General features: G+C 47.9%; 22 protein-coding genes. 10 read left to right on the top strand and 12 right to left on the bottom strand.

Annotated features, from left to right (window positions below):
• Nucleotides 1-93: 93 nt before the first annotated feature.
• Complete coding sequence (locus SPL68_RS04900; RefSeq protein ID WP_323813955.1) at nt 94-435, bottom strand: hypothetical protein; 342 nt, start codon at nt 433-435, stop codon at nt 94-96.
• 145 nt (nt 436-580) lie between these two features.
• Between SPL68_RS04900 and SPL68_RS04895 the strand changes: the two genes are divergently transcribed.
• The 4 genes from SPL68_RS04895 to SPL68_RS04880 all read left to right on the top strand — a co-directional run bounded on the left by SPL68_RS04895 (nt 581) and on the right by SPL68_RS04880 (nt 4,440).
• Complete coding sequence (locus SPL68_RS04895) at nt 581-1,195, top strand: LysE family translocator (RefSeq protein ID WP_323813954.1); 615 nt, start codon at nt 581-583, stop codon at nt 1,193-1,195.
• A 143-nt stretch (nt 1,196-1,338) separates the two neighbouring features.
• Nucleotides 1,339-1,938: an RBBP9/YdeN family alpha/beta hydrolase gene (locus SPL68_RS04890; RefSeq protein WP_323813953.1), complete on the top strand. Its 600-nt coding sequence runs from the start codon at nt 1,339-1,341 to the stop codon at nt 1,936-1,938.
• 66 nt (nt 1,939-2,004) lie between these two features.
• Nucleotides 2,005-2,940 carry a diguanylate cyclase gene (locus tag SPL68_RS04885; protein ID WP_323813952.1) on the top strand — a complete coding sequence of 312 codons (936 nt, stop codon included), beginning with the start codon at nt 2,005-2,007 and terminating at the stop codon, nt 2,938-2,940.
• A complete protein-coding gene (locus SPL68_RS04880) occupies nt 2,941-4,440 on the top strand; it encodes a sensor histidine kinase (RefSeq protein ID WP_323813951.1) in 1,500 nt (499 codons plus the stop codon).
• A gap of 84 nt (nt 4,441-4,524) precedes the next feature.
• On the opposite strand, the gene ahpF is transcribed toward SPL68_RS04880, so the two are convergent.
• Nucleotides 4,525-6,090, bottom strand: coding sequence for an alkyl hydroperoxide reductase subunit F (gene ahpF / locus SPL68_RS04875; protein ID WP_323813950.1), 1,566 nt, complete (start codon nt 6,088-6,090; stop codon nt 4,525-4,527).
• Nucleotides 6,091-6,248: 158 nt separating this feature from the next.
• Complete coding sequence (gene ahpC, locus SPL68_RS04870) at nt 6,249-6,812, bottom strand: alkyl hydroperoxide reductase subunit C (RefSeq protein WP_323813949.1); 564 nt, start codon at nt 6,810-6,812, stop codon at nt 6,249-6,251.
• A gap of 528 nt (nt 6,813-7,340) precedes the next feature.
• Between ahpC and SPL68_RS04865 the strand changes: the two genes are divergently transcribed.
• Nucleotides 7,341-8,513, top strand: a complete 1,173-nt coding sequence (locus SPL68_RS04865; RefSeq protein WP_323813948.1) for a PIN domain-containing protein — start codon at nt 7,341-7,343, stop codon at nt 8,511-8,513.
• A gap of 131 nt (nt 8,514-8,644) precedes the next feature.
• The gene (locus SPL68_RS04860) at nt 8,645-9,370 is read left to right on the top strand and encodes a tRNA (adenine(22)-N(1))-methyltransferase (protein WP_323813947.1); all 726 of its coding nucleotides are present in this window, start codon (nt 8,645-8,647) and stop codon (nt 9,368-9,370) included.
• A 255-nt stretch (nt 9,371-9,625) separates the two neighbouring features.
• On the opposite strand, the gene SPL68_RS04855 is transcribed toward SPL68_RS04860, so the two are convergent.
• Together SPL68_RS04855 and SPL68_RS04850 are read right to left on the bottom strand one after the other, a co-directional pair.
• Nucleotides 9,626-10,084 carry a tetratricopeptide repeat protein gene (locus SPL68_RS04855; RefSeq protein ID WP_323813946.1) on the bottom strand — a complete coding sequence of 153 codons (459 nt, stop codon included), beginning with the start codon at nt 10,082-10,084 and terminating at the stop codon, nt 9,626-9,628.
• 53 nt (nt 10,085-10,137) lie between these two features.
• Nucleotides 10,138-10,899, bottom strand: coding sequence for a ParA family protein (locus SPL68_RS04850; RefSeq protein WP_323813945.1), 762 nt, complete (start codon nt 10,897-10,899; stop codon nt 10,138-10,140).
• Between the two features lie 229 nt (nt 10,900-11,128).
• Between SPL68_RS04850 and SPL68_RS04845 the strand changes: the two genes are divergently transcribed.
• From SPL68_RS04845 to SPL68_RS04830, 4 genes are all read left to right on the top strand, one after another.
• Nucleotides 11,129-12,112: a serine/threonine protein kinase gene (locus SPL68_RS04845; RefSeq protein WP_323813944.1), complete on the top strand. Its 984-nt coding sequence runs from the start codon at nt 11,129-11,131 to the stop codon at nt 12,110-12,112.
• Nucleotides 12,113-12,189: 77 nt separating this feature from the next.
• Nucleotides 12,190-13,002 carry a serine O-acetyltransferase gene (gene cysE, locus SPL68_RS04840; protein WP_323813943.1) on the top strand — a complete coding sequence of 271 codons (813 nt, stop codon included), beginning with the start codon at nt 12,190-12,192 and terminating at the stop codon, nt 13,000-13,002.
• 300 nt (nt 13,003-13,302) lie between these two features.
• Nucleotides 13,303-13,716 (top strand): hypothetical protein, encoded by a 414-nt coding sequence (locus SPL68_RS04835; protein ID WP_323813942.1) that lies wholly within the window; start codon nt 13,303-13,305, stop codon nt 13,714-13,716.
• Between the two features lie 88 nt (nt 13,717-13,804).
• On the top strand, nt 13,805-14,695 hold the full coding sequence (locus SPL68_RS04830; RefSeq protein WP_323813941.1) for a hypothetical protein: 891 nt from the start codon (nt 13,805-13,807) through the stop codon (nt 14,693-14,695).
• A 69-nt stretch (nt 14,696-14,764) separates the two neighbouring features.
• Here SPL68_RS04830 and mscL read toward each other — a convergent pair whose 3' ends face one another.
• The 7 genes from mscL to SPL68_RS04795 all read right to left on the bottom strand — a co-directional run bounded on the left by mscL (nt 14,765) and on the right by SPL68_RS04795 (nt 22,058).
• Complete coding sequence (gene mscL, locus SPL68_RS04825; RefSeq protein WP_323813940.1) at nt 14,765-15,169, bottom strand: large-conductance mechanosensitive channel protein MscL; 405 nt, start codon at nt 15,167-15,169, stop codon at nt 14,765-14,767.
• Nucleotides 15,170-15,260: 91 nt separating this feature from the next.
• The gene (locus tag SPL68_RS04820; RefSeq protein ID WP_323813939.1) at nt 15,261-15,452 is read right to left on the bottom strand and encodes a CPXCG motif-containing cysteine-rich protein; all 192 of its coding nucleotides are present in this window, start codon (nt 15,450-15,452) and stop codon (nt 15,261-15,263) included.
• A gap of 74 nt (nt 15,453-15,526) precedes the next feature.
• On the bottom strand, nt 15,527-17,008 hold the full coding sequence (ubiD, locus tag SPL68_RS04815) for a 4-hydroxy-3-polyprenylbenzoate decarboxylase (protein WP_323813938.1): 1,482 nt from the start codon (nt 17,006-17,008) through the stop codon (nt 15,527-15,529).
• A gap of 121 nt (nt 17,009-17,129) precedes the next feature.
• Nucleotides 17,130-18,389 (bottom strand): transcription termination factor Rho, encoded by a 1,260-nt coding sequence (rho, locus tag SPL68_RS04810; RefSeq protein ID WP_323813937.1) that lies wholly within the window; start codon nt 18,387-18,389, stop codon nt 17,130-17,132.
• A gap of 380 nt (nt 18,390-18,769) precedes the next feature.
• Entirely contained in the window at nt 18,770-19,099 is a 330-nt protein-coding gene (trxA, locus tag SPL68_RS04805; protein ID WP_323813936.1) for a thioredoxin TrxA, read from the bottom strand.
• 144 nt (nt 19,100-19,243) lie between these two features.
• Nucleotides 19,244-21,655 carry a response regulator gene (locus SPL68_RS04800; protein ID WP_323813935.1) on the bottom strand — a complete coding sequence of 804 codons (2,412 nt, stop codon included), beginning with the start codon at nt 21,653-21,655 and terminating at the stop codon, nt 19,244-19,246.
• Between the two features lie 109 nt (nt 21,656-21,764).
• The gene (locus SPL68_RS04795; RefSeq protein ID WP_323813934.1) at nt 21,765-22,058 is read right to left on the bottom strand and encodes a hypothetical protein; all 294 of its coding nucleotides are present in this window, start codon (nt 22,056-22,058) and stop codon (nt 21,765-21,767) included.
• Nucleotides 22,059-22,148 lie beyond the last annotated feature (90 nt).

The raw sequence follows: 22,148 nt of genomic DNA, 5'->3' as shown, positions 1-22,148 counted from the left end.
TTCAATTTTCAGCCGTCGCCAGTTTTTTTATAGTTTCGTTTAAATTATTTGGCGATAACCCCACATAACTGATTAAGAAAGGCTATAAAAAACCTAATCCGCTGATTCACGCACCATCAATATCGCAACTTCATTAATTAAATGCGCCAGACGGGCGGCGGTGGTAGAGCGCGACACATAATTATCTATCTCTTGATAGAGACAGTTCAGCTTGGCGCGCTGGGTGCGCAGCTCCTCTGTTACCGGCTCATAATCCAAATCGTGGTCTTGTACACTCAATTTACCCAGCTCAAATAACTCTGCATGCAGCGCACTGATCAGATCGTAAAAAAAATCTTTGCGATCAATACTGCTCGCTTCCCAGTAAGCCTGATTTAAACCGGAGAGCAAATCCTCAAGGAGTTTGATCGCTGTAGAGATATTGTTGTTCGCCATTTAGCACCTATTTCATTCGCCTGTTCACACGCCAATAGCTTGAGTATAGAAGAGATTAACGGCGCCGCTGGCGGCTCTGCTACACTCCGCGCGCCTTCCATCAAGAACTTCCAACAGATACTTTCAACAGGCTTCAGGAGCCGCTATGCCGCTCGAACAACTCTGGTTGTTTACTACCATCACCCTTGTGCTTTCCGCCAGCCCCGGCCCTGTGATGCTTGCCTGCATGATCGATGCTGGCCGCTACGGTTTTGCAAAATCCCTCTACACCATGCTCGGCGCCAGCGTGGGCAATCTGGTGTTAATGCTGCTATCGGCACTGGGATTGGGTTTATTGGTCGAACAGGCAGAGTGGATTTTTCACACGATTAAATGGCTGGGAGCGGCCTATCTGATTTATTTGGGAGTGCAACTGGTGCGCGCACCGCCGATCAGTGTAGATATAGAGGCGCGTCAGATTCGCAGCAGCCACTTGTTTAGCAAGGCTTTTATCGTTGCCGTTACCAATCCCAAAGGGCTTATTTATTTTGGCGCGCTCTTTCCGCAATTTATCGATATTAATCGCAGTATGCCGCCGCAATTTGCATTGCTTACGGTGATTTTTTTAGCGATGGATTTTGTCTGGATGAGTATTTACGCTCTAGGCGGGCGCGGCATTATGCGCTGGTTAACATCCCCCTCACATCAGCGCTGGTTTAATTGGATTTCAGGCGGCGCACTGATCCTCGCGGGCGGCGCTTTAGCCTTCACCACAATTTAAACTTCACAACCATTTGAATTTCACGCAACCGAACAATTTGGCTATAAGCAAAGAAAAAACGATTCTTTTTCATCACAAACAAATCACCTTAAGCTGCACTCCAGTCACCCGAGACACTAACGTCATCGCCACTGGAGGCAGTTATGTCATTTGCTCAACACTCTCTCTTTCCTGCGTCACTGCAACATCTGCCGGTGCTGATAGTACCGGGCTTGCGCAATAGCGATGAACAGCACTGGCAGAGCCAATGGCAGGCGCAATTGCCAACCAGTAAACGCATTGCAGTAGATGACTGGAACACCGCTGATCTGGATAAATGGAAAGCGGGCATTCGCGCTGAATTACAGCGACAGGAGCAGCCGGTGGTGATTATCGCCCACAGCTTCGGCACTCTCGCGAGCGCCAGTATCGCGGCCGAAACGCCAGAGAAAATTGCGGCATTGTTTTTGGTCGCCCCTGCCGATCCAGATAAATTCCAGATCGCTCAGCGTTTGCCGCAATCGCTGCTGGAGGTACCCACAAAAATCATCGCCAGCAGTAATGACCCTTGGCTTAGCGCCAGTAAAGCCGCCTTCTGGGCGCTGCAATGGGGTGCTGATTTTTTGCGTTTAGATAATGTAGGGCACATCAATAACGACTCCCGCTTGGGAAGCTGGCCGCAGGGTATTCAGTTATTCCGGCAGTTTTTGCGTCAGGCAAATGTGCGGACCAGTCCGGCAAAACGACTCTATCGTGCCGCTTAAATCAACATCAAATCCACATAGCAGCTATAATCAGGGCAGGTTTTTTAATATCCGTGCCGAGCCCTGATGATCATTCAGTTTCTGACCAATCAACTTCTGCCAATCCAAGCTCTGGTAAGACAATTTTTTCGCGCTCAACAGCGGATATTCATTGCGTTATGGATCATCTTGACCAGCCTGTGCGCCGCGCCTGCATTTGCCACTGAACCGGTGATTTACGCCTGGGCCGCATCCATGGCCGATGACAAACGCGGCCACTACCCCATCGAACTGCTCAAACTCGCACTCGCCAAATCCGGTCAGGACTATTACGCAACCCCCAGCAAATACAACTTGTCGCAGTGGCGCACCCTGCGGCATCTGCAATTGGACAAGGGTATAGATGTTGTCTGGACGCTCAGCTCGCCCGAGCGCGAAGAAGAACTGCTGCCCATTCGCATCCCCATCGACCGCGGCCTGCTCGGCTGGCGCCTGCTGCTCATCACCCAAGATAAAACCCAAGCATTCGCACAGCTGGACACAGAGGCACAACTCAAAGCCTTGATCGCCGGACAAGGGCACGATTGGCCGGACTTTCCGATACTGCGCAATAACGGCTACAAAGTCAGCCCCAGCTCCAGTTATGAAGGACTGTTTCATATGCTGATACGCGGGCGTATCGATTACTTCCCGCGCTCGCTTACCGAGATTCAACCCGAACTTGATATGCACGCGAATATGCCGCTCGCGATTGCCCCCAACTGGGTGCTGCACTACCCTGCACCGTTGTATTTTTTTGTGCGCAAAGATAATGTCCAACTCGCTGCGGCGATTGAACAAGGGCTGGAAGTTGCAATTCGCGATGGCAGCATGCGTAAACTGTTTACCCAACATTTTGCGAGCGCGATTGAGCAAGCCCAACTGCAACAGCGGCGCGTTCTCCATTTACAGAATTCATTACTCACGCCTGAAACGCCGCTCACGCGCAGCGAACTTTGGTTCTCACCGGAGCAAGGTTTTTAAATGTCTAGCACACCGAATAAACAACTCCCACAACCGACACGTCGCCTTGGCTTGCGCATGGTGACGGCCGTAATTGCGTTTACTTTTTTCATCGCCGCGCTTATTTCCGGCCTGCAAATTTACAGTGCTTATCGCACTGCACTGGACGATGCACAAAAACAATTTGTCGATATCGAAAAAGGCTATTTACCCAGCTTGGCCGCCGGCATGTGGTCAGTTGATCAGGTGCGTATCGATACGCTGCTGGATGGTATTGCGCAACTGCCGGATGTCGGTTTTATCGAGTTGCGCGATGAATTAAATCAGCGCTGGGTACGCCGCCATCCCGATTATCAAACTGTGTTATTCAGCCGCAGTTTCCCAATTATTCACCGCGAAGTGGCAGAAGAATTTAATCTGGGTGAACTCACCGTGGTGCTTATGCCGAACGGCATCAATGCACAGTTAATCAAAACTGCAAAAAGTATTGCCATCACCACCAGCATCACCCTGTTCTCTACTGTGTTCTTTGTGTTGTTTTTAGTGCGTCATTGGATCACGCGACATTTGGATACCATGGCTGATTACGCACAAACCTTGGATTTAAATAATTTAAATACGCCGCTCACACTTGCGCGCGGCAATTCTGAGCAACCGGATGAGCTGGGCTTGGTAGTAAATGCGATCAATAAAATGCGCATGAGTATCAGTAGCGATTTGAATCAACGCAATCATCTCTATCAGGAGTTAAACGTATATCGCAATCACTTGGAGCGACTGGTATCGGATCGCACTATTGATCTCGAATACAAAAGCCAGCAACTGGAAATTAAAACCGCTGAATTGATCGCACAAAATCGCGAGCTGGATGCCTATGCACACACAGTTGCGCACGATTTAAAACAACCTGTCAGCACAGTAATTGCCGCGTCGACCTTATTTAACAACACCCAACTGCCACCCGAGCGGAAACCGCAATTGATCGATACCATTCAGCGCTCAGCCAATAAAATGCGTTCGATTATCGACTCATTGTTGCTGCTCGCCAATATTCGCAAGAGCGAAAAAATTGCACTCACCCCAATTAATATTCGATACACGATTAACGAAGCCTGTATGCGCTTACAACCGCTGATCGAACAGCAGAATGCCAGTATCACTTTCGATGAAAATTGGCCGAACGTATTGGGGCACGAGCAGTGGATAGAAGAAATCTGGACGAATTATATTTCCAACGCGCTCAAGTACGGCGGCGAAAATCCAATCATTAAACTGGGCGCAGAACCACAAGAAAAAGGAATGGTGAAATGCTGGGTAAAAGATTCAGGCCCAGGTTTAAATGCTGAACAGCAGCAAGAATTGTTCGATAAATTTGTCCGCTTTGACACCCAGGCAGCCGAAGGCCACGGCTTTGGCCTATCGATTGTTAAACGCATTGCCCAGCGTTTGGGCGGCGAGGTAGGTTATGAACCGGCTCCCGAAGGCGGTAGTATTTTTTGGTTTAGTTTGAAAGCTGCTTAACTCTCTCTAGAAATGAGTCCCATATAAAAATGCGCGACTCTTGCGAGCCGCGCATTTTTTATTGGTGTAAATTTAACTCTGCAATCACGCCGGCGCACTGGTGCGAATCAAGTGATCAAATGCACCGAGTGATGCGGTAGCGCCTGCGCCCATCGCAATAATAATTTGTTTGTAAGGCACGTTGGTGCAATCACCCGCTGCAAATACCCCCGGAACTGAGGTTTCACCGCGCGCATTAATTTCGATTTCACCGCGATTAGTTAACTGCACAGTACCTTTCAAGAAATCAGTATTAGGCAGCAAACCAATTTGCACAAAAATACCTTCCAGCTCTACAGTTGCGATTTCATCGGTGCTGCGACTTTTGTATTTCAGCGCGGTGACTTTCTCGCCATTGCCAACCACTTCGGTGGTTAAAGCTTCGGTAATTACCGTCACATTCGGCAAGCTGAATAATTTGCGTTGCAAAACTGCATCAGCGCGCAATTTAGAATCGAATTCAATCAGGGTTACATGGGCAACGATGCCGGCCAAATCAATCGCCGCTTCTACACCGGAGTTACCACCACCGATAACGGCAACGCGCTTGCCTTTAAACAAAGGGCCATCGCAGTGTGGGCAGTAGGCAACGCCTTTACCGCGATATTCTTTTTCACCCGGCACATTCATTTCTCTCCAGCGCGCGCCGGTGGCAAGAATTACGCTCTTACTTTTTAAGCTGGCACCGCTGGCAAGTTTTACTTCGACCAAATCGCCGGCATTTTTACCAGCAACAATTTCACTGGCTTTTTGCAGATTCATCACATCAACATCGTATTCTTTAACGTGTTGCTCTAATGCCATCGCCAGTTTCGGGCCTTCGGTTTCTTTTACCGAAATAAAATTTTCAATCGCGACTGTATCCAATACTTGGCCACCAAAACGCTCGGCCACTACACCGGTGCGAATGCCTTTGCGCGCCGAGTAAATCGCCGCTGCTGCACCGGCTGGGCCGCCGCCGATTACGAGCACATCAAACGGATCTTTTTCGCTCAGCGCTTTGGCATCGCGCTCGGCAGCGCCGGTATCGATTTTGGCGATAATTTCTTCCAGCGTCATACGGCCTTGGCCGAAATGCTCACCGTTCAAATACACACTCGGCACCGCCATGACTTTGCGCTGCTCAACTTCGTTTTGAAAGAGCGCGCCATCGATCATGGTGGCAGAAAAATTCGGATTAATCGCTGCCAATAAATTTACCGCTTGCACAACGTCCGGGCAGTTGTGGCAGGAGAGCGAGACAAACACTTCAAAATGAAATTTGCCGTCTATCGCTTTAATTTGTTCAATAGTTTTTGCATCCACTTTGGGCGGATGGCCACCGGTTTGCAAAAGAGCCAACACCAGCGAGGTAAATTCGTGCCCCATAGGAATGCCGGCAAAATGAATGCGCGGTGCTTCACTCTGGGAAGCAATAGCAAACGATGGGCGATAGCTTGAATTACCTTGATCACTCACACTCACCTTATCGGAAAGCGTAGAAATTTCTTGCAGGAGGCTATACATCTCCTGACTTTTTGCACTGTCATCCAGACTTGCAACCAGTTGGATGGGGCGTTGCAGTTTTTCCAAATAGGCTTTGAGTTGGCCTTTAATCGCGGCATCTAACATGGTGTTCTCCATAAGATTTGTAATCTCCCCCAACCCCTCTTTTTCAAAGAGGGGAGCCAAACACCTGCTCTGGTTGGAGAGGCTGCCAAACGCCTCCCTTTGGTAAAGGGAGGCTGGGAGGGATTACTAAACGGTTGCTTGAGCTTTTTAAAAATCGATTAGATCTTGCCAACCAAGTCCAAAGATGGAGCCAAAGTCGCTTCACCTTCTTTCCACTTAGCTGGGCACACTTCACCTGGGTGAGCAGCAACGTATTGCGCCGCTTTTACTTTGCGCAGCAGTTCAGATGCATCGCGGCCGATACCACCAGCGTTGATTTCGATGATCTGGATTTTGCCTTCTGGATCGATCACGAAAGTACCGCGATCAGCCAAACCAGCTTCTTCAATCATCACACCGAAGTTGCGAGTGATGGTGCCAGTTGGGTCGCCGATCATTGGGTATTGGATTTTGCCAATGGTCTCAGAGCTGTCGTGCCATGCTTTGTGAGTGAAGTGAGTGTCGGTAGACACTGAGTAGATCTCTACGCCCATGCTTTGGAATTCAGCGTAGTTGTCCGCCAAGTCACCCAATTCGGTGGGGCATACAAAGGTGAAGTCCGCCGGGTAGAAGAACACGACTGACCACTTGCCTTTCAGGTCTGCGTCGGTCACGGGGATAAATTTGCCCTGATGGTAAGCCTGGGCGCTGAAAGGTTTGATTTCTGAATTGATAGTTGCCATGAGTCACACTCCTAGATCTGTTAGGGCTACGCCCGTTGGGTTAATTGCGTCAACGGGGCTCAGATTAAGGATTTAGGTTGGAGGCGGCCAATTGAGTATCACCATACTGGCGATATGGAAAATTTATTGATAATAAGCCATAGATTTTAATTAGCTATGCAATGAGCAAAAAAAAGCCGCATCCCCGTCCTTGGAGTTGCGGCTTTCGGATTGCAAATTCACTTGCCTATACGACAACCCGTCGGAGCTTCCTTCGCGTTTCATAGCCTTGTCGTTTGCTCATGTAGTCATAGTGCTGTGCGCTGTGTCAGACGGTGTAATTTAAATTGGCATGCGATGTTGCTATGGTCTTTAATTGTTTTTCTGCCCGCCGGCTCAGGGCACCAGTTGCCAGATCGAGAGTACGCGTAGGTTGGCGGTGAGCTTGCGAACCCCAACGGATGTTTAGGCCAGATAGGCGTATAAAGCAGAAGTTGATTTTCAAAGAAAATTTAAAATTGTAACCGTTATATAAATTCGAGAAGTTTAATGGCCATTTTTAGTAAAAACATTGAAATGGAATACGGCGCGATCTCTCTAGATACAAATGTTTACGAGCAGGCGAGTTTTAAGTTTGAAAGTGGAATTCTCCAGCAATTAACTCAGTTTAAAAAAAGCCCCGTTAAATTCCTTCAGACAGAAATTGTGCATAGGGAATCAATCGCACATATTGCCAAAAATATTAAATTATCAGTGGAAGAAATTGAACGAAGCCTAAACTCAGCAAGAAGACATCTATCTGTAAGCGAAAGCAATATCATGTCGGCCAGAAATTTATTATTTAATAGCACAATAGATCCGTTGGCTATAGCAAACAGCAAAGTTTCGCACTTTTATAAATCATGTGGAGTTCAATTAGTTGATTCTAGAAAGTATGTGGACATGAGCAAACTTGTTGAAATGTATTTCTCATATGCTCCGCCATTTGAAAATAGCAAAGACAAAAAGTCTGAGTTTCCTGATGCTATCGCATTACTTTCATTGGAATCATGGGCTAAAGTTAATAAAACTAAAGTTGTACTTGTTAGCAAAGATTCTGGATGGGAAAATTATTGCAGACAAACAACTAATCTAATTTGTCTTAATGATCTCCATGACGCATTGAGCAAATTCATTACACATGGAAAACTAAAGGAAGTAGTCAAATACATATATGAAGAAGAGTTGATACTTAAGTCAACCTACTTTAATCGTCATATTCAAGAGGCTATCATCACATCAATTGAGGCATCTAACCCTGAAGTTTTCGCTATGGGGTCAGTAAGAGGTATTTATGATGTTTGTTCATTGAAATATTTGGATCATCAATATGTTAGAGATAGTGATCACAATTTGGTAATGAAAATAGTTAAAGTTCTGGAAAACTCAATTGTTTTAAAAATTGAAGCAATCGTTAATTATGAGGTTGAAGTAAATTTCAACTTTAGAGTTAGGGACAAGTCTGAAAGAGTGAATATACACCTAGACGATGAGCTATATGTTTCACAAGAGGAATTTACGGCAGAAATTCTCTTGCATTTGGAAGGAGACTTTAGCGGAGATATAACTGGGGCTGAAATTACAAATATTGAAATAATAAATGAGATAGAGATTATAGATTTAGGTTTTGTTGGCCCTGATCTTGTTGGAATTTATGAGCGTGAAGGTGTATTAATACGCTAACTTTCGCTCACCAACAATAACGAGTCAGAGCAAAATTAAATACCCGCCACTGGCCGATAGAAAAACACTTTCTATTCTCGAAACATAAATCAAACTGTTTTACCCAGACAATGCTTAACAGAGCCAGCTAATTGAAACTCAGCAAAAGACTACAAAAAATCGAATCAATGGTGACTTCGCAGTACGATCATATTTGGGATTGTTGTTGTGACCATGGTTTTTTGGGCGCAGAGCTGGTGGCCAGAAAGGCAGCACCTTATGTGCATTTTGTGGATCTTGTACCCGAGCTTATGGATCAACTGGAAAATAAACTGGAGCGTTATTTTCCGATTGATGAAGAGTTAAACTTCTATTCTCTTTCCTATTCACAATGGCAAGTGCACTGTATGGATTTATGTCAGTTGCAATTGCAGGAATTTAAGGGAAAGCATTTAGTCATAATTGCGGGTGTGGGCGGTGATTTAATGAGTGCGATGGTTAGGGCAATTGCTCAAAACAATGCTGCTGCCGACATAGATTTTCTCTTGTGCCCTGTGCACCACCAATACACATTAAGGCAACAATTAATTGCGCTCGATCTTGGTTTGAAAGCTGAAACCTTGATGATTGAAAATCGTCGCTATTATGAAATAATCCTTGCATCCCCCCGTAAAAATAATGGTGTTTCAACTATAAGCCCCGTTATAAGCCCCGTCGGTCATTCAATTTGGCAGTGTCACACTCAGGAAGAATTTAATCTTGCTTCTGGCTACCTAAACAAAACGCTCGCACATTATCAGCGAAAGCAACTCAAGAGCGGTGCTGAGGTGCAGCCAATAATAGATGCTTATAGTGCGGTTACTCTCCAATATTCTTAACCTGAACTCGTTGCCCTAATCAATCACCAAAATGTTGGGCATGGCTGCCCAACCTACGGGAGCTGCGAGCACGTAGATACAATTAGCGCAGCGTAATCGTACGCATGAAAAATCAATCGACAAACTTTCAACATTCGTACGATTACGCTTCGCTAATCACACCTACATTCAAACTTGTATCGAGCGGAAATAAAAAATCCCGATTCAAAATTGAATCGGGATTTTAATTACAAAACGAATTGATGCTCAGCTGAATTAATAATCCAGAATTTCTTTCACTCGCAGTAATTCTGATTCTGTTTCAGAGCCTTTTGGCGCAAAACGCAAACCCTGCTGCACGAACATTTGGGCTTTATCAGGCAGGCCTAGTTGTACGTAGCTTTGTGCGAGCACCAGATACAAATCTGCCGCGCGACGCTCAATGCGCAAACCGCGCTCGGCGGTGGCGATAGCGCCTTGATAGTCCTGCCGTTGATATTGACTGGTCGCTTGGCGGGCGAGGCTTTGTGCAGCAGGGTTCAGCACCGCTGGCGCAGGTACAGGTGCGGGAACAGCGCCCGGTTGGGGTTGCACTACGGCAGGTTGATCTTGAGGTGGTACCGCTGCTGGTCGTTCGATCACAGGTGCAGGTTGTTGGGTTGAGGTATTGGTGGCACAGCCGACCATGGTTAGCAAACCGGCAAGAATACAAACGCGGGTTAATTGATTATTCATGGATCACTCAGAGTCAGAAAATGGGGTCAGAAAATTTTATCGCCTCGACCGGCCTAGTTATCGCCTTTCGCTGCCGCTTTTAACAAACGCGCGACTTCTTTCCACATATCGAGATAGGCCAGAGCCGCGCGGCTGCGCTGATTGTAACTGGTGAGCGGCGCGCGGCGCAGCCCCATCTGTTCAACGGCAGCATCGTTAGGGATGTAGGTTTTGAGCATGGGCACCGGCATTTTTTTGCTGTTTTCAATCGCTTCGCGGTGCAGGCTGCGGCGCATATCCACCTGATTAAAGAAGCCGACTATGCGCTCAGGCGCTGACTTTTTGCCCTTGAGAAATTCCACCACCTGCTCCATCGCACGCATCGACAAAGGGCTGGGAATCATCGGGATTAGCAAAATATCCACTTCCATCAGCAGCTGCTCTACACTCGGCGAGAGCGTGGGCGGGCAGTCAAAAATCAGAATATCGGCCTTTTCGCTCAGGGGTTTGAGCAGCTGCTTGAGGAATTTTTTCTCTTTGCTCAGCTCGTCGAATTCGCTGTCGAGGCTGCGCAGACTGAGGTCAGCGGGGATCAACATCAAGCGTGGATAGGGGCTGAATAGCTCCATCTCACCAATGGATTTGCCCTTGCTGAACAACTTGATCGCTTTGGTGGTTTCCGGCTCCGGCTGGCAAAACCAGCTCGCCGCGGCTTGGGGGTCGAGATCCCAGAGGATCACATTTTTCTTCGCGGCGGCAGCCATATAGGCCATGTTTACCGCCGTAGTGGTTTTACCCACGCCACCTTTCAGATTGTAAAACGCGATTTTTATCATAGGAGTTCCGTGCTTATCTGCCTTGTGTTGCGCCCACATATGAGTATTACCTTGTAGCATTTATAGTCGAATCATTCAAAATTTATCCAGATTAAACTGTGTAAATGCGCGCCAGAGCGCCTATTCATACGCAACCTGCCAGCAAAGCAAGCGAGCGCAATCGCCAGCAAAGCAAGCGAGCGCAATCGCCAGCAGGTACAATCGTCGCCCGGATTAGCGAGCCATCTTTATGAACCAAGCCCACCCCTACGAATTACTGACGCCTGACTTGGTGCTGGATGCCATCGACAGCACTGGTTACTTGAGCGATGCACGCATACTTGCGTTAAACAGCTACGAGAACCGCGTTTATCAGGTAGGAATTGAGGGGGCGAGCCCGCTGATCACCAAGTTTTATCGCCCCGAGCGCTGGAGTGATGCGCAGATTCTGGAAGAGCATGAATTCACCCAAGCGCTGAAGGATTTGGACATTTCTGTCGTGCCTCCGCTCGCAGATGACGCAGGCAACACCCTGCGCGAGTATCAGGGCTTTCGCTTTGCGCTCTATCCGCGTCAGGGCGGCCATGCGCCCAATCTCGATGACTTTGACGCCCTGCTCTCCCTCGGCCGCACCCTCGGGCGTATGCATGCGCTGGGGCAGGCGCGCGGGTTTACGCATCGCCCGGCGCTGGATATCCAAACCTTTGGCCGCGCCAGTTACGCTTTTTTGCTGGATAACGAGTTTATTCCCGCCAGCCTGCGCGAGTCTTATCGCACCCTTGGCGCCGATTTACTCGCCCGCTGCGAAACCCTGTTCAGCCACGTGACTTACACCCCCATCCGCCTGCATGGCGACTGCCATCCGGGTAATATTTTGTGGCGCGATGAAGTTCCGCATTTTGTGGATTTTGACGATGCGCGTATGGGGCCGGCGATTCAGGATTTGTGGATGCTGCTCTCAGGCGAGCGCGAGCAGCAGACGGCGCAGATGAGCGAGATTCTGGACGGCTACCGCGAGTTTTGCGATTTTGACTTGGCCGAGCTGCAACTGATCGAAGCACTGCGCAGTTTGCGCATCATGCACTACAGCGCCTGGCTTGCGCGCCGCTGGACTGATCCGGCCTTTCCGCGCCACTTCCCCTGGTTTAATACCGAGCGCTACTGGGGCGAGCATATTCTGGAATTGCGCGAACAGCTGGCAGCACTGAATGAGCCACCACTGGTTATTTATTAATCTCCTCATAACCTAAACTGGTATTATTGCGCCTTGTCCGCATAATGTTTTTCCTGATCACAACTAAGGTTCTGGCCATGAATGCCACTGTCCCCGCCAACAACACCGCATCCGTCCTTATCGATAGCCTGTGGGAGTCCATCCGCCTGCAAACCCGCAAACAGGCGGAGAAAGAGCCGGTACTGGCCAGCTTTCTCTACTCCACCATCCTCAATCACGACCGGCTGGAAGCAGCGCTGAGCTTTCACCTCGCCAATAAACTCGACAGCCCCGCGCTGCCGGCGATGTTGATCCGCGAAGTGATTGAGGAGGCGATGAACAAAGCGCCGGACATCATTGAAGCCGTGCGCGCCGATTTGATGGCGGTGAGCGAGCGCGATTCCGCCTGTTGCTCGCTGGTAACGCCACTGCTCTACTTCAAAGGCTTCCACGCACTTCAGGCGTATCGTGTGGCGCACTGGCTCTGGACGCAGGGGCGCAACTCGCTCGCGCTATTTTTGCAAAATCGTATTTCGGCAGTATTTGGCGTAGATATTCATCCCGCCGCACGCATCGGCAAGGGCATTATGTTCGACCATGCCACCGGAATTGTGATTGGCGAAACTGCAGTGGTGGAAGATATGGTATCCATCATGCAATCCGTCACCTTGGGCGGCACAGGTAAAGAGGCGGGCGACCGTCATCCGAAGGTGCGCAAAGGTGTTTTGATCGGCGCTGGCGCCAAGATTCTCGGCAATATCACCGTAGGCGAATGCGCCAAAGTCGGTGCGGGCAGTGTTGTATTAAAAGATGTACCCGCACGCGCGACTGTTGCGGGCGTTCCGGCGCAGATTATTGGCGAAACCCAATGCAACCAACCTGCTTGTGAAATGGATCATTTGATTCGCTAGGCTAAACCTAAGAGTCAGTTCCAAAAGCCATACTAAACACTGATCCGCTCGTTTCTCTAACATAACAACTGGCGTTAGCCGCAACAAACGCCAGTTGTGATCTACTGCGCCAGCTTGTGAACTGATGTGCCATTTCGCCCCATAATAAACAGCCCGCACCAAAACAATCCCGCTATTTGCCCCCTTCTCGATCAGAAATACCGTTAATCGCCCTGATTACCCCTTGGTCTGATTTTTGCTCAATACCATTTGCTACCGCAAAAACCACAAGAAGAAAACCTTGCTCGGGGAATCATGACCATGCAATACACCAAACCCATGATCGACTTGGTATACGAGATACGCCGCCGCGTCGATTCTGATTTAAAACCCAGCGTCAAAATGGCAAATCCGGATATGTTGCAGGAATTGGCAGACTTTTATTTCCGCACCAAAGACATCATCGCCAAAACCCTGATAAAAGAACTCTTACATCTGGCTGGCCCCCAATGGCATCAATTGGTAGAGCCAATCAATACCGAAGAGCATCATGAAATCCCCAAACAGGTGGTCAAGGTCTATCGCGGTCAAACTGTTCTGACCGATACCCCGAGCGCCCCCCCTAACACCAGCCCAAGCCCTACAGAGGCGCAGCGCAGCGAATTGCTGGTCAAGGATTTACCGCCCGCAGCGCCCAAGCCGGTGCGCATGTATCGCGGTCATCCGGTGCTATAAACATTTAAAAGAAATTTGATACGCCAAGCTCAGGGATGAATTGCTGATCTATAGTAAAAAAGTAATACCTGTTAGTGAGCGCGGCATTATGTTGATAAAAACGATACCTACATTGCGCATTCTCTGCTGGCTTTTGCTAACTCTCCCCGCGCTGCTGCGCGCAGATCAAAACCCGCCCGCAGTGATAGGTCTGCTCCCCGATATTAAAAACGACTATCTATTATTTCTGGCGGATCGCGCGCCGGAAGACATCACCTATTTTGGCGGCCCCTATGCGCGCCGGGATGTAGCTGAACTGATTTTATTGCAGCAGGCACTCAAGCTCGGCGGTTTTAATCGCCCGCTCAGTTTTATCAACGAAGAAAATTATTTTCGCAGCATTCGCAATGTGGTCGAAGGAAAAACCCTGAGCATCAGCGGGACTATATGGCAGCAGGATTTAGATCAGGTTAAAGATCGGGTATTTATCTCACCGCCCATAGTGCGCGATGGCGAATTTTTAGTTGGCATTTACACATCGCCGCATAATCAGTTGGCACTGGGCAGTAAATCTCTCGCGCAATTAACCCAGTTGCGCGCCGTCACCAGTCGCCAGTGGAAACCCGATTTACAAACCCTGCAGGAACTGGGCTTTCACAAAATTATGTACACGCCCAACTGGATCAATATGGCGCGCATGATCAATGTAGGGCGCGTTGATATTACCTTGGCGCCGTTTGCTATGACGCCGGATTTGCGTATTCAGGTGGATGGCATAGAGCTGATGCCAATTCAGGGAATAAAAATGGTGATCCCCGGTTCGCGCCATTGGCCAATCAGCCAAAAGCATCCTTATGGTGAAGAATTTAGCGAGGCATTAAATCGCGGAGTCGCTATGTTGCGCGATGCCGGCACCATCGAGCGCGCCTATCGCGAGAGCGGTTTTTTTCACCCTGAAGTTGCAAATTGGACACTTCTCAACGGCAAAAGAAATCCTTAATTAACACCCAGCACAAATAAAAACGCGGCTCAGTAAGCCGCGTTTTGGATAGCTGGAAAATATGGCGACTTATTGTTTTTGCTTTAACAAATCGCGAATTTCAGTCAGCAACACTTCTTCATTTGATGGCGGTGTCGGTTCAGCTGGCTTCGCTTCTTCTTTTTTCTTCAGACGATTAATGACTTTAATCATCATAAAAATCGCAAAGGCAACAATAGTGAAATCCAGAACTGTCTGAATAAACTTTCCGTACATAATCGACACAGTGCCTTTGCCTTCGATGATTTCCGGCAAAACAATCGCGAGATCCGAAAAGTCTACACCACCGATAAGCCAACCCAACGGCGGCATAACAACATCGCTTACCAATGAGCTAACAATCTTCCCAAATGCGGCGCCGATAATAATACCCACCGCCATATCCACCACATTGCCACGCACCGCAAATTCGCGGAAATCTTTTATAAAACTCATCAGTATTCCCCTTTATATCCGTTAAAAAATTATTAAATACAACGAAAGTTTTATAGCCTATTAAACATAATAATCCAAGCGCCAAGATGAATTACTCATCATCACGCTTGGCATAAACCTCGGGTACACCATCTTGATCCACAGTTACATGCACAACCATCGGCTGACAACAAACCTGACAGTCTTCTACATAAATCTGTTGCTCACAGGAGCAGTCAACCAACACACTAATCGGCTCGCCACAATAAGGACAATCGAGAAAACACTCTTCTTGTAAACTCATTATCAGCTCCTGTCATTACGTCTTTTGTTGCTCTTGGTGTTATCTGTTGTTGTTACCTGTTGTTGCTTTTGTTGTTAATAGGCAGTCGGTGAATCAATGCCCAACTCATCCCACAATTCGTCAATGCGATTTTTTACCGCCTGATCCATCACAATCGGCGTGCCCCATTCGCGCGTGGTTTCACCCGGCCATTTATTGGTGGCATCAAAGCCAATTTTAGAACCCAAGCCAGATACTGGTGATGCAAAATCCAGATAGTCGATAGGCGTATTTTCAACCATGGTTGTGTCCCGCGCCGGATCCATGCGTGTGGTCATCGCCCAAATCACATCATTCCAGTCGCGCGCATTTACATCATCGTCAGTGACTATGACAAATTTGGTGTACATAAACTGCCGCAAGAAACTCCACACACCCATCATCACCCGCTTGGCGTGACCAGGGTACTGTTTCTTCATGGTCACTACCGCCATGCGATAAGAGCAACCTTCCGGTGGCAAATAAAAATCCACAATTTCAGGAAATTGTTTTTGCAAAATCGGCACAAAGACTTCATTGAGCGCAACACCGAGAATTGCAGGCTCATCTGGCGGACGACCGGTGTAAGTACTGTGATAAATCGGATCGCGCCTATGCGTGATTCGCTCAACGGTAAACACAGGAAAGCTATCGACTTCGTTGTAATAACCAGTGTGGTCACCGAAAGGCCCTTCGGGCGCCATATCATTCGGCGCGATATATCCTTCCAAAATAAATTCAGCCGATGCGGGTACTTGCAAATCATTGCCGATGCATTTAACTACTTCGGTTTTATCACCGCGCAGCAAACCAGCAAATGCGTATTCAGAAAGTGTATCGGGAACTGGCGTAACCGCGCCGAGAATAGTTGCAGGATCAGCGCCCAAGGCAACCGCAACGGGAAAAGGTTTACCCGGATTTTGAATTTGGAATTCGCGAAAATCCAAAGCGCCGCCGCGATGGGAAAGCCAGCGCATAATCAATCGGTTTTTACCGATTTTCTGCATGCGATAAATTCCCAGATTTTGTCGCTCTTTGTGCGGGCCACGCGTAACCACTAATGGCCAGGTAACTAAAGGCGCAGCATCGCCTGGCCAGCAGGTTTGAATCGGAATCTGATCAAGATCGACCGCATCCCATTCCAGTACAACCTCCTGACTTGGGGCTTTACTTAAAACCTTGGGAGCCATGTTCAATACTTGTTTGAAAATCGGCAATTTTTCCCAAGCATCTTTAAAACCTTTGGGCGGCTCCGGCTCTTTTAAAAACGCGAGCAATTTGCCCACTTCACGCAGCGCTTCAACCGATTCTTGCCCCATTCCCAATGCAACGCGCTCAGGTGTACCAAATAAATTTCCCAACACCGGAATTGCATAGCCTTTGGGATTTTCAAACAACAGTGCGGGGCCACCGGCACGTAGTGTGCGGTCGCAAATTTCGGTCATCTCCAAATGGGGATCGATTTCTTGCTTAATGCGCTTTAATAAACCGCGTGCTTCCAGCAGAGCGATAAAATCGCGAAGGTCTTTATATTTCATGCGGTGAAAACTCACAGGGCGAAAAAACAAAAACGCCTTCCGCCATTAGTAGAATTGGCGGAAGGCGTTTCACGTTCCGCCCTGCAATTTTATTTTTGTGAAGCGATAACTACTCTTTCAATTACTTGCGCTTCATCGATTGGAAGAATTCATCATTAGTTTTGAAATCTTTCAGTTTGTCGAGCAGGAATTCGGTTGCAGGAACATCTTCCATATCATTCAACAGACGGCGCAAAATCCACGCGCGTTGCAACTCATCTTCTTTCATCAACAAGTCTTCGCGGCGAGTGCCGGAACGGCGCACATTGATTGCTGGATAAATACGTTTTTCTGCAATCTTGCGATCCAAATGCAATTCAAGGTTACCAGTACCTTTAAATTCTTCGTAAATAACTTCGTCCATCTTGGAGCCGGTATCTACCAGTGCGGTGGCGATAATACTCAAGCTGCCGCCTTCTTCAATGTTACGTGCAGCACCGAAGAAACGCTTAGGGCGTTCAAGTGCATGCGCATCCACACCACCGGTCAGCACTTTACCGGATGAAGGAATTACGGTGTTGTAGGCGCGCGCCAAACGGGTGATAGAGTCGAGCAGAATTACTACATCTTTTTTGTGCTCAACCAAACGCTTGGCTTTTTCGATCACCATGTCAGCCACTTGTACGTGACGCGCTGGCGGCTCATCAAAGGTAGACGCAACCACTTCACCGCGCACTGAGCGCTGCATTTCGGTAACTTCTTCAGGGCGCTCGTCGATCAGCAATACAATCAAATGACATTCAGGATTATTGCGCGTAATCGCCTGCGCAATATTTTGCATCATGATGGTTTTACCGGCTTTAGGTGGAGCAACAATCAATCCGCGTTGGCCTTTGCCGATAGGTGCAATCAAATCAATGATACGGCCGGTGAGATCTTCGGTAGAACCATTACCAGATTCAAGCGGTAAACGTTCGTTTGGAAAAAGCGGGGTGAGGTTTTCAAACAGAATTTTGTTGCGGGAGTTTTCAGGCTTATCAAAGTTAATATCATTAACTTTTAACAGTGCAAAATAACGTTCACCTTCTTTAGGTGGACGAATTTTACCGGAGATGGTATCGCCCGTGCGCAAATTGAAGCGGCGAATCTGACTGGGTGAAACATAAATATCGTCAGGGCCTGCAAGATAAGAACTGTCGGCTGAACGTAAAAATCCGAATCCATCCACCAAAATTTCCAGTACACCGTCGCCGTAAATATCTTCTCCGCCTTTGGCGTGGCGCTTGAGGATATTAAAAATAATGTCCTGTTTGCGTGAGCGGGCGATATTTTCCAATCCCATCTCATGGGCAATATCAATTAATTCTTCAATCGGTTTCTTTTTGAGGTCGGTTAAATTCATAGGAAAGACTTTGTGGATGGATGTGAGTTATTGCAGATTAGCCGTAGGGCTCGCATTGAAAAAATCTAAGAAACAGAATCGCGTATTTTTGCTGTTATTAAGCCGCTTTTGTAAAGCTGCAGGCTCAACGCCAGCGCTCAATCCCATTAGTATTATTCGTGCATATTGACTGGTTAAATGGTTGATCCGGTTATATCAGATCTGAATTATTTAAAGGCCGGGGCAAGAACAATCGCAGGGAATTTAGGGTTTGTTCGTCTGGTTTAAGGGAATCGGGAAGGTGATTCAAGGAGGAACAAACATCAGATGGGCTGAGTATAACGACAAAAATCGCCCAGTGCAAAAACAAATTGGGCCATCTTGCGATGGCCCAACGTAAATCAGAGTGCAGCGTTGATGAAATCAACCAGCTGCGGCTTGCTCACTGCACCAACTTTAGTCGCGTGAGCTGCGCCGTTTTTGAAGAGGATCAGCGTTGGAATGCCGCGCACGTTGAATTTAGCAGCGGTATCTTTGTGATCATCTACATTGATCTTGGCGATTTTCACCTTGCCTTCAAATTGCTCGGCCAAATCATCCAGAATAGGAGCGATCATTTTACATGGACCACACCATGGAGCCCAAAAATCGACCAGCACAGGTACATCTGCGCCAATTACTTCCTGTTCAAAGCTGGCATCACTAACGTGCACAATCGCATCACTACTCATATTAAACTCCAAACCTGACGGTCATTTAGTGGTGGGAGGTTCCCAATAAGTTGCAGCCATCATAAGGATTGAGTCATGCACAGGCAAGGAGAAAAAACCAATGATTGCTATAGGGCAACTCTATGCGCGCGCTCATAGCTCGATTCATTTTTGCTGTTTTTCCAACCGAGCCAAACCTGTCGACTCAAAGGCGGAATAAAGACTATTAAAGGTAATAGGTTTGGACAAATAGTAATTCATCCCACTGGCAAAGACGGCCTCCCGATGCTCCTGCAGCGCATGGGCAGTAAGGGCGATAATCGGTGTTGCCAACAAAGCTTCGCGCTGCTCGTATGCTCGAATATTGCGTGTTGCTTCAAAGCCGTCCATTTCCGGCATTTCACAATCCATCAAAATTAAATCAAAACGCTCCCCCGCGCCCTGCACCGCAGCGCAGGCTTCAAGCCCGTTTTCTGCAAATGCGGGGACTATGCCGAGCTTGCCCAGCAAGCCTTTTATCACCATGCGATTGACCGGGTTATCCTCCACCACCAACACACGCAAATGCGAAAAGTTGTCGAGATCCTTTTTTTTGCGCTCGGCGGCGATTAGCGGTACAGATTCATGCCCCAGCAAGGCGATTAATTCTTGGCGCATCAAGCGCATCGATAAAGGCTTGCGCAACACCGCGTGAATAGAAAGACTGCGCAACTGTTCCTGATCGTGATAAATATCGCCCGCGCTGAACATAAAGATAGGCAGCTCGCGAAATTCCGGCAGATCGCGCAGCTGTTGCGCGAACTCAACGCCCGTCGCATCAGGCAAACGATAATCAAAGGCGACAAAATCGTATGGCTGTTTTATATCAAGCGCATGTTTCAATTGTTCTAGCGCCGCTTGCGCACTCGTAACCGATTCCAGATTAATTCCCCACACACTGGAATGGCGACGAATAAATGCACTCAGATGAATACTTGGCTCAACCAACAATAATTTTTTACCCGATAGCATATGGCGCTTGGCTTCCGTTTGCGGACTCGTCCAGTCACGCACTGGCTCACCACTCACCTGCACAGTAAACCAAAAGCTGGAGCCTTTTCCTTTTACGCTGTCAACGCCAATTTCTCCGCCCATTAATTCGGCGAGACTTTTACAAATCGCCAAACCCAATCCAGTGCCGCCGTATTTACGTGTGGTCGATGCATCTGCCTGATTAAAGGAATCAAATAAATCCTCAGTTGAACTCTTTTCAATGCCTATGCCGCTGTCTTGCACAACAAAGCGCAATTCAACTTTGTGATCAGGCAATTCAGTAACACGTTTTACTTGCAGGGATACAAAGCCTTGTGTCGTAAATTTAAAGGCGTTGCCCAACAAATTCATAATAATTTGTCGCAAACGCGTCGGATCACCTTTGATCCACTTAGGTACGTCAGGATCAATTCCGCCAAACAATTCGATCTGCCGCTTATTCGCCGTAGCACCAAATAATTGCACGCAGTTTTCGACCAACTCATCCAACTCAAAGATGGTCTCTTCGAGCTGCATTTTCCCCGCTTCTATTTTAGAGTAATCGAGAATATCGTTAATGATCGCAAGCAGGGTTTCACCTGAGCGGTGAATTACATCGATGTAATGTTTTTGATTGTCATCAAGCGGAGTATCGCGGAGCATTTCCAACATGCCGATCACCCCGTTCATGGGTGTGCGAATTTCGTGGCTCATGGTCGCTAAAAACTGACTCTTTGCCCGACTTGCATCTTCCGCTGCATTTTTTTGGCGACGCGTTTCCAGTTTTTCTTCTTTTTCAGTCAGCAGTGCAACTTCAATTGCATGACGCTGCTCAATATCATCGAGCAGGGTTTCACGCATATGATTGATTGCATCAACGACATTATCCAATTCATCCAATGCCGGATTGGTTTTATAGCGCTTGAGTTTGAGCGGTTTGGTGAGCGTATCGAGGTTGAGATTGCGCGCATAATTGGCAATGGTTTTCATGTGGCGAGTCAGCAAGGTATGAACCAGCCACACGATAAATAGTGCAACGATCAAGGTTTTGGTTCCCTGTACCGCTGCGATAAAAAAAGCGCGCTCCCATAATTTATCGTAAATACTGTTCAGGCTAGCTGTGACGGTAAGCACCCCCAACTGCTGTTCAGGCGTACTTGGATCTTCATAAACCAAAGAATAACTGCGCACCAGAAAGCGGCTGCTATTTTGCACCAGATCTTGCGGATCATAAGAGGCAACGCTAGCCGACAAAGTTTGTTCGGTATTATTCCAATCGTGCCAATCGACTTTCACCTGCACCACATCATCAACCGCCAACACACTATTAATCTGGATGCTTAATTGCTCCTGATCAAAACCCCATAGGCTTTTAGTAATGCTTGCCAGTGTGCTGATACGCACCTGATCCAGACGTTTTTCCAACTCGGCGACATCGTCATTAAAGTTACTGTGCAACTGCAAAAGCACAGCGATTAAGGTGACGATCGAGCTGCTGATAATGATCAACCCCAATAGCCTGGCAGCTATCGGGTTTTCGCGCATATAGGTTCTTACGTTGGGCATCTCATAACCACAACTAAAGCAGAAGAAGATGCCTGTGAGTGTAGCAGCAAAAAAACACTTGCCCTATGCGAGCATGCAGAGAAAACAAAATGACGTAATGAGCGATAACTCAGCTAACGTATCCAGACTGCAGATGCAGCAGCAAACGATCAGCGCGCTCGGTAAAGTCGTCGCGCACCCGGGCATCTTGCAACTGCATGCCTAGCGCCGACACATAGCGGCGCAACCCTGAGGGACCAGTTTTACCGGCGAGCAGCCACTGCTTGAACACATCATCAACAAGCCCTTTACCCAGCACACCGAAGTGATCAATAAAAAGCAGATTCAATTGCTCGATAACACGCCTGACAACCGGCAGCAATTTAGGTTCGGCGTGGCGAGGCGAGGCAGCAACATTGCTCATACTATATCTCCTTGAGTCCTACATTTTGAGTAAAGCCGATGAAGGCTGAATCGCAAAGACTGTTTGGGAATAACCCAATCTTTTGAAACG

This window comes from Cellvibrio chitinivorans (genome assembly GCF_035117775.1).
Taxonomy (GTDB): Bacteria; Pseudomonadota; Gammaproteobacteria; order Pseudomonadales; family Cellvibrionaceae; genus Cellvibrio; species Cellvibrio chitinivorans.
The sequence above is the reverse complement of the archived record's forward strand: the minus strand, read 5'-3'. Positions and strand labels throughout refer to the sequence as shown.

Coding starts and splice junctions, on each gene's coding strand:
- SPL68_RS04900 (WP_323813955.1), bottom strand. CDS start 435: ATGGCGAACAACAATATCTCTACAGCGATCAAACTCCTTGAGGATTTG.
- SPL68_RS04895 (WP_323813954.1), top strand. CDS start 581: ATGCCGCTCGAACAACTCTGGTTGTTTACTACCATCACCCTTGTGCTT.
- SPL68_RS04890 (WP_323813953.1), top strand. CDS start 1,339: ATGTCATTTGCTCAACACTCTCTCTTTCCTGCGTCACTGCAACATCTG.
- SPL68_RS04885 (WP_323813952.1), top strand. CDS start 2,005: ATGATCATTCAGTTTCTGACCAATCAACTTCTGCCAATCCAAGCTCTG.
- SPL68_RS04880 (WP_323813951.1), top strand. CDS start 2,941: ATGTCTAGCACACCGAATAAACAACTCCCACAACCGACACGTCGCCTT.
- ahpF (WP_323813950.1), bottom strand. CDS start 6,090: ATGTTAGATGCCGCGATTAAAGGCCAACTCAAAGCCTATTTGGAAAAA.
- ahpC (WP_323813949.1), bottom strand. CDS start 6,812: ATGGCAACTATCAATTCAGAAATCAAACCTTTCAGCGCCCAGGCTTAC.
- SPL68_RS04865 (WP_323813948.1), top strand. CDS start 7,341: ATGGCCATTTTTAGTAAAAACATTGAAATGGAATACGGCGCGATCTCT.
- SPL68_RS04855 (WP_323813946.1), bottom strand. CDS start 10,084: ATGAATAATCAATTAACCCGCGTTTGTATTCTTGCCGGTTTGCTAACC.
- SPL68_RS04850 (WP_323813945.1), bottom strand. CDS start 10,899: ATGATAAAAATCGCGTTTTACAATCTGAAAGGTGGCGTGGGTAAAACC.
- SPL68_RS04845 (WP_323813944.1), top strand. CDS start 11,129: ATGAACCAAGCCCACCCCTACGAATTACTGACGCCTGACTTGGTGCTG.
- cysE (WP_323813943.1), top strand. CDS start 12,190: ATGAATGCCACTGTCCCCGCCAACAACACCGCATCCGTCCTTATCGAT.
- SPL68_RS04835 (WP_323813942.1), top strand. CDS start 13,303: ATGCAATACACCAAACCCATGATCGACTTGGTATACGAGATACGCCGC.
- SPL68_RS04830 (WP_323813941.1), top strand. CDS start 13,805: ATGTTGATAAAAACGATACCTACATTGCGCATTCTCTGCTGGCTTTTG.
- mscL (WP_323813940.1), bottom strand. CDS start 15,169: ATGAGTTTTATAAAAGATTTCCGCGAATTTGCGGTGCGTGGCAATGTG.
- SPL68_RS04820 (WP_323813939.1), bottom strand. CDS start 15,452: ATGAGTTTACAAGAAGAGTGTTTTCTCGATTGTCCTTATTGTGGCGAG.
- ubiD (WP_323813938.1), bottom strand. CDS start 17,008: ATGAAATATAAAGACCTTCGCGATTTTATCGCTCTGCTGGAAGCACGC.
- rho (WP_323813937.1), bottom strand. CDS start 18,389: ATGAATTTAACCGACCTCAAAAAGAAACCGATTGAAGAATTAATTGAT.
- trxA (WP_323813936.1), bottom strand. CDS start 19,099: ATGAGTAGTGATGCGATTGTGCACGTTAGTGATGCCAGCTTTGAACAG.
- SPL68_RS04800 (WP_323813935.1), bottom strand. CDS start 21,655: ATGCCCAACGTAAGAACCTATATGCGCGAAAACCCGATAGCTGCCAGG.
- SPL68_RS04795 (WP_323813934.1), bottom strand. CDS start 22,058: ATGAGCAATGTTGCTGCCTCGCCTCGCCACGCCGAACCTAAATTGCTG.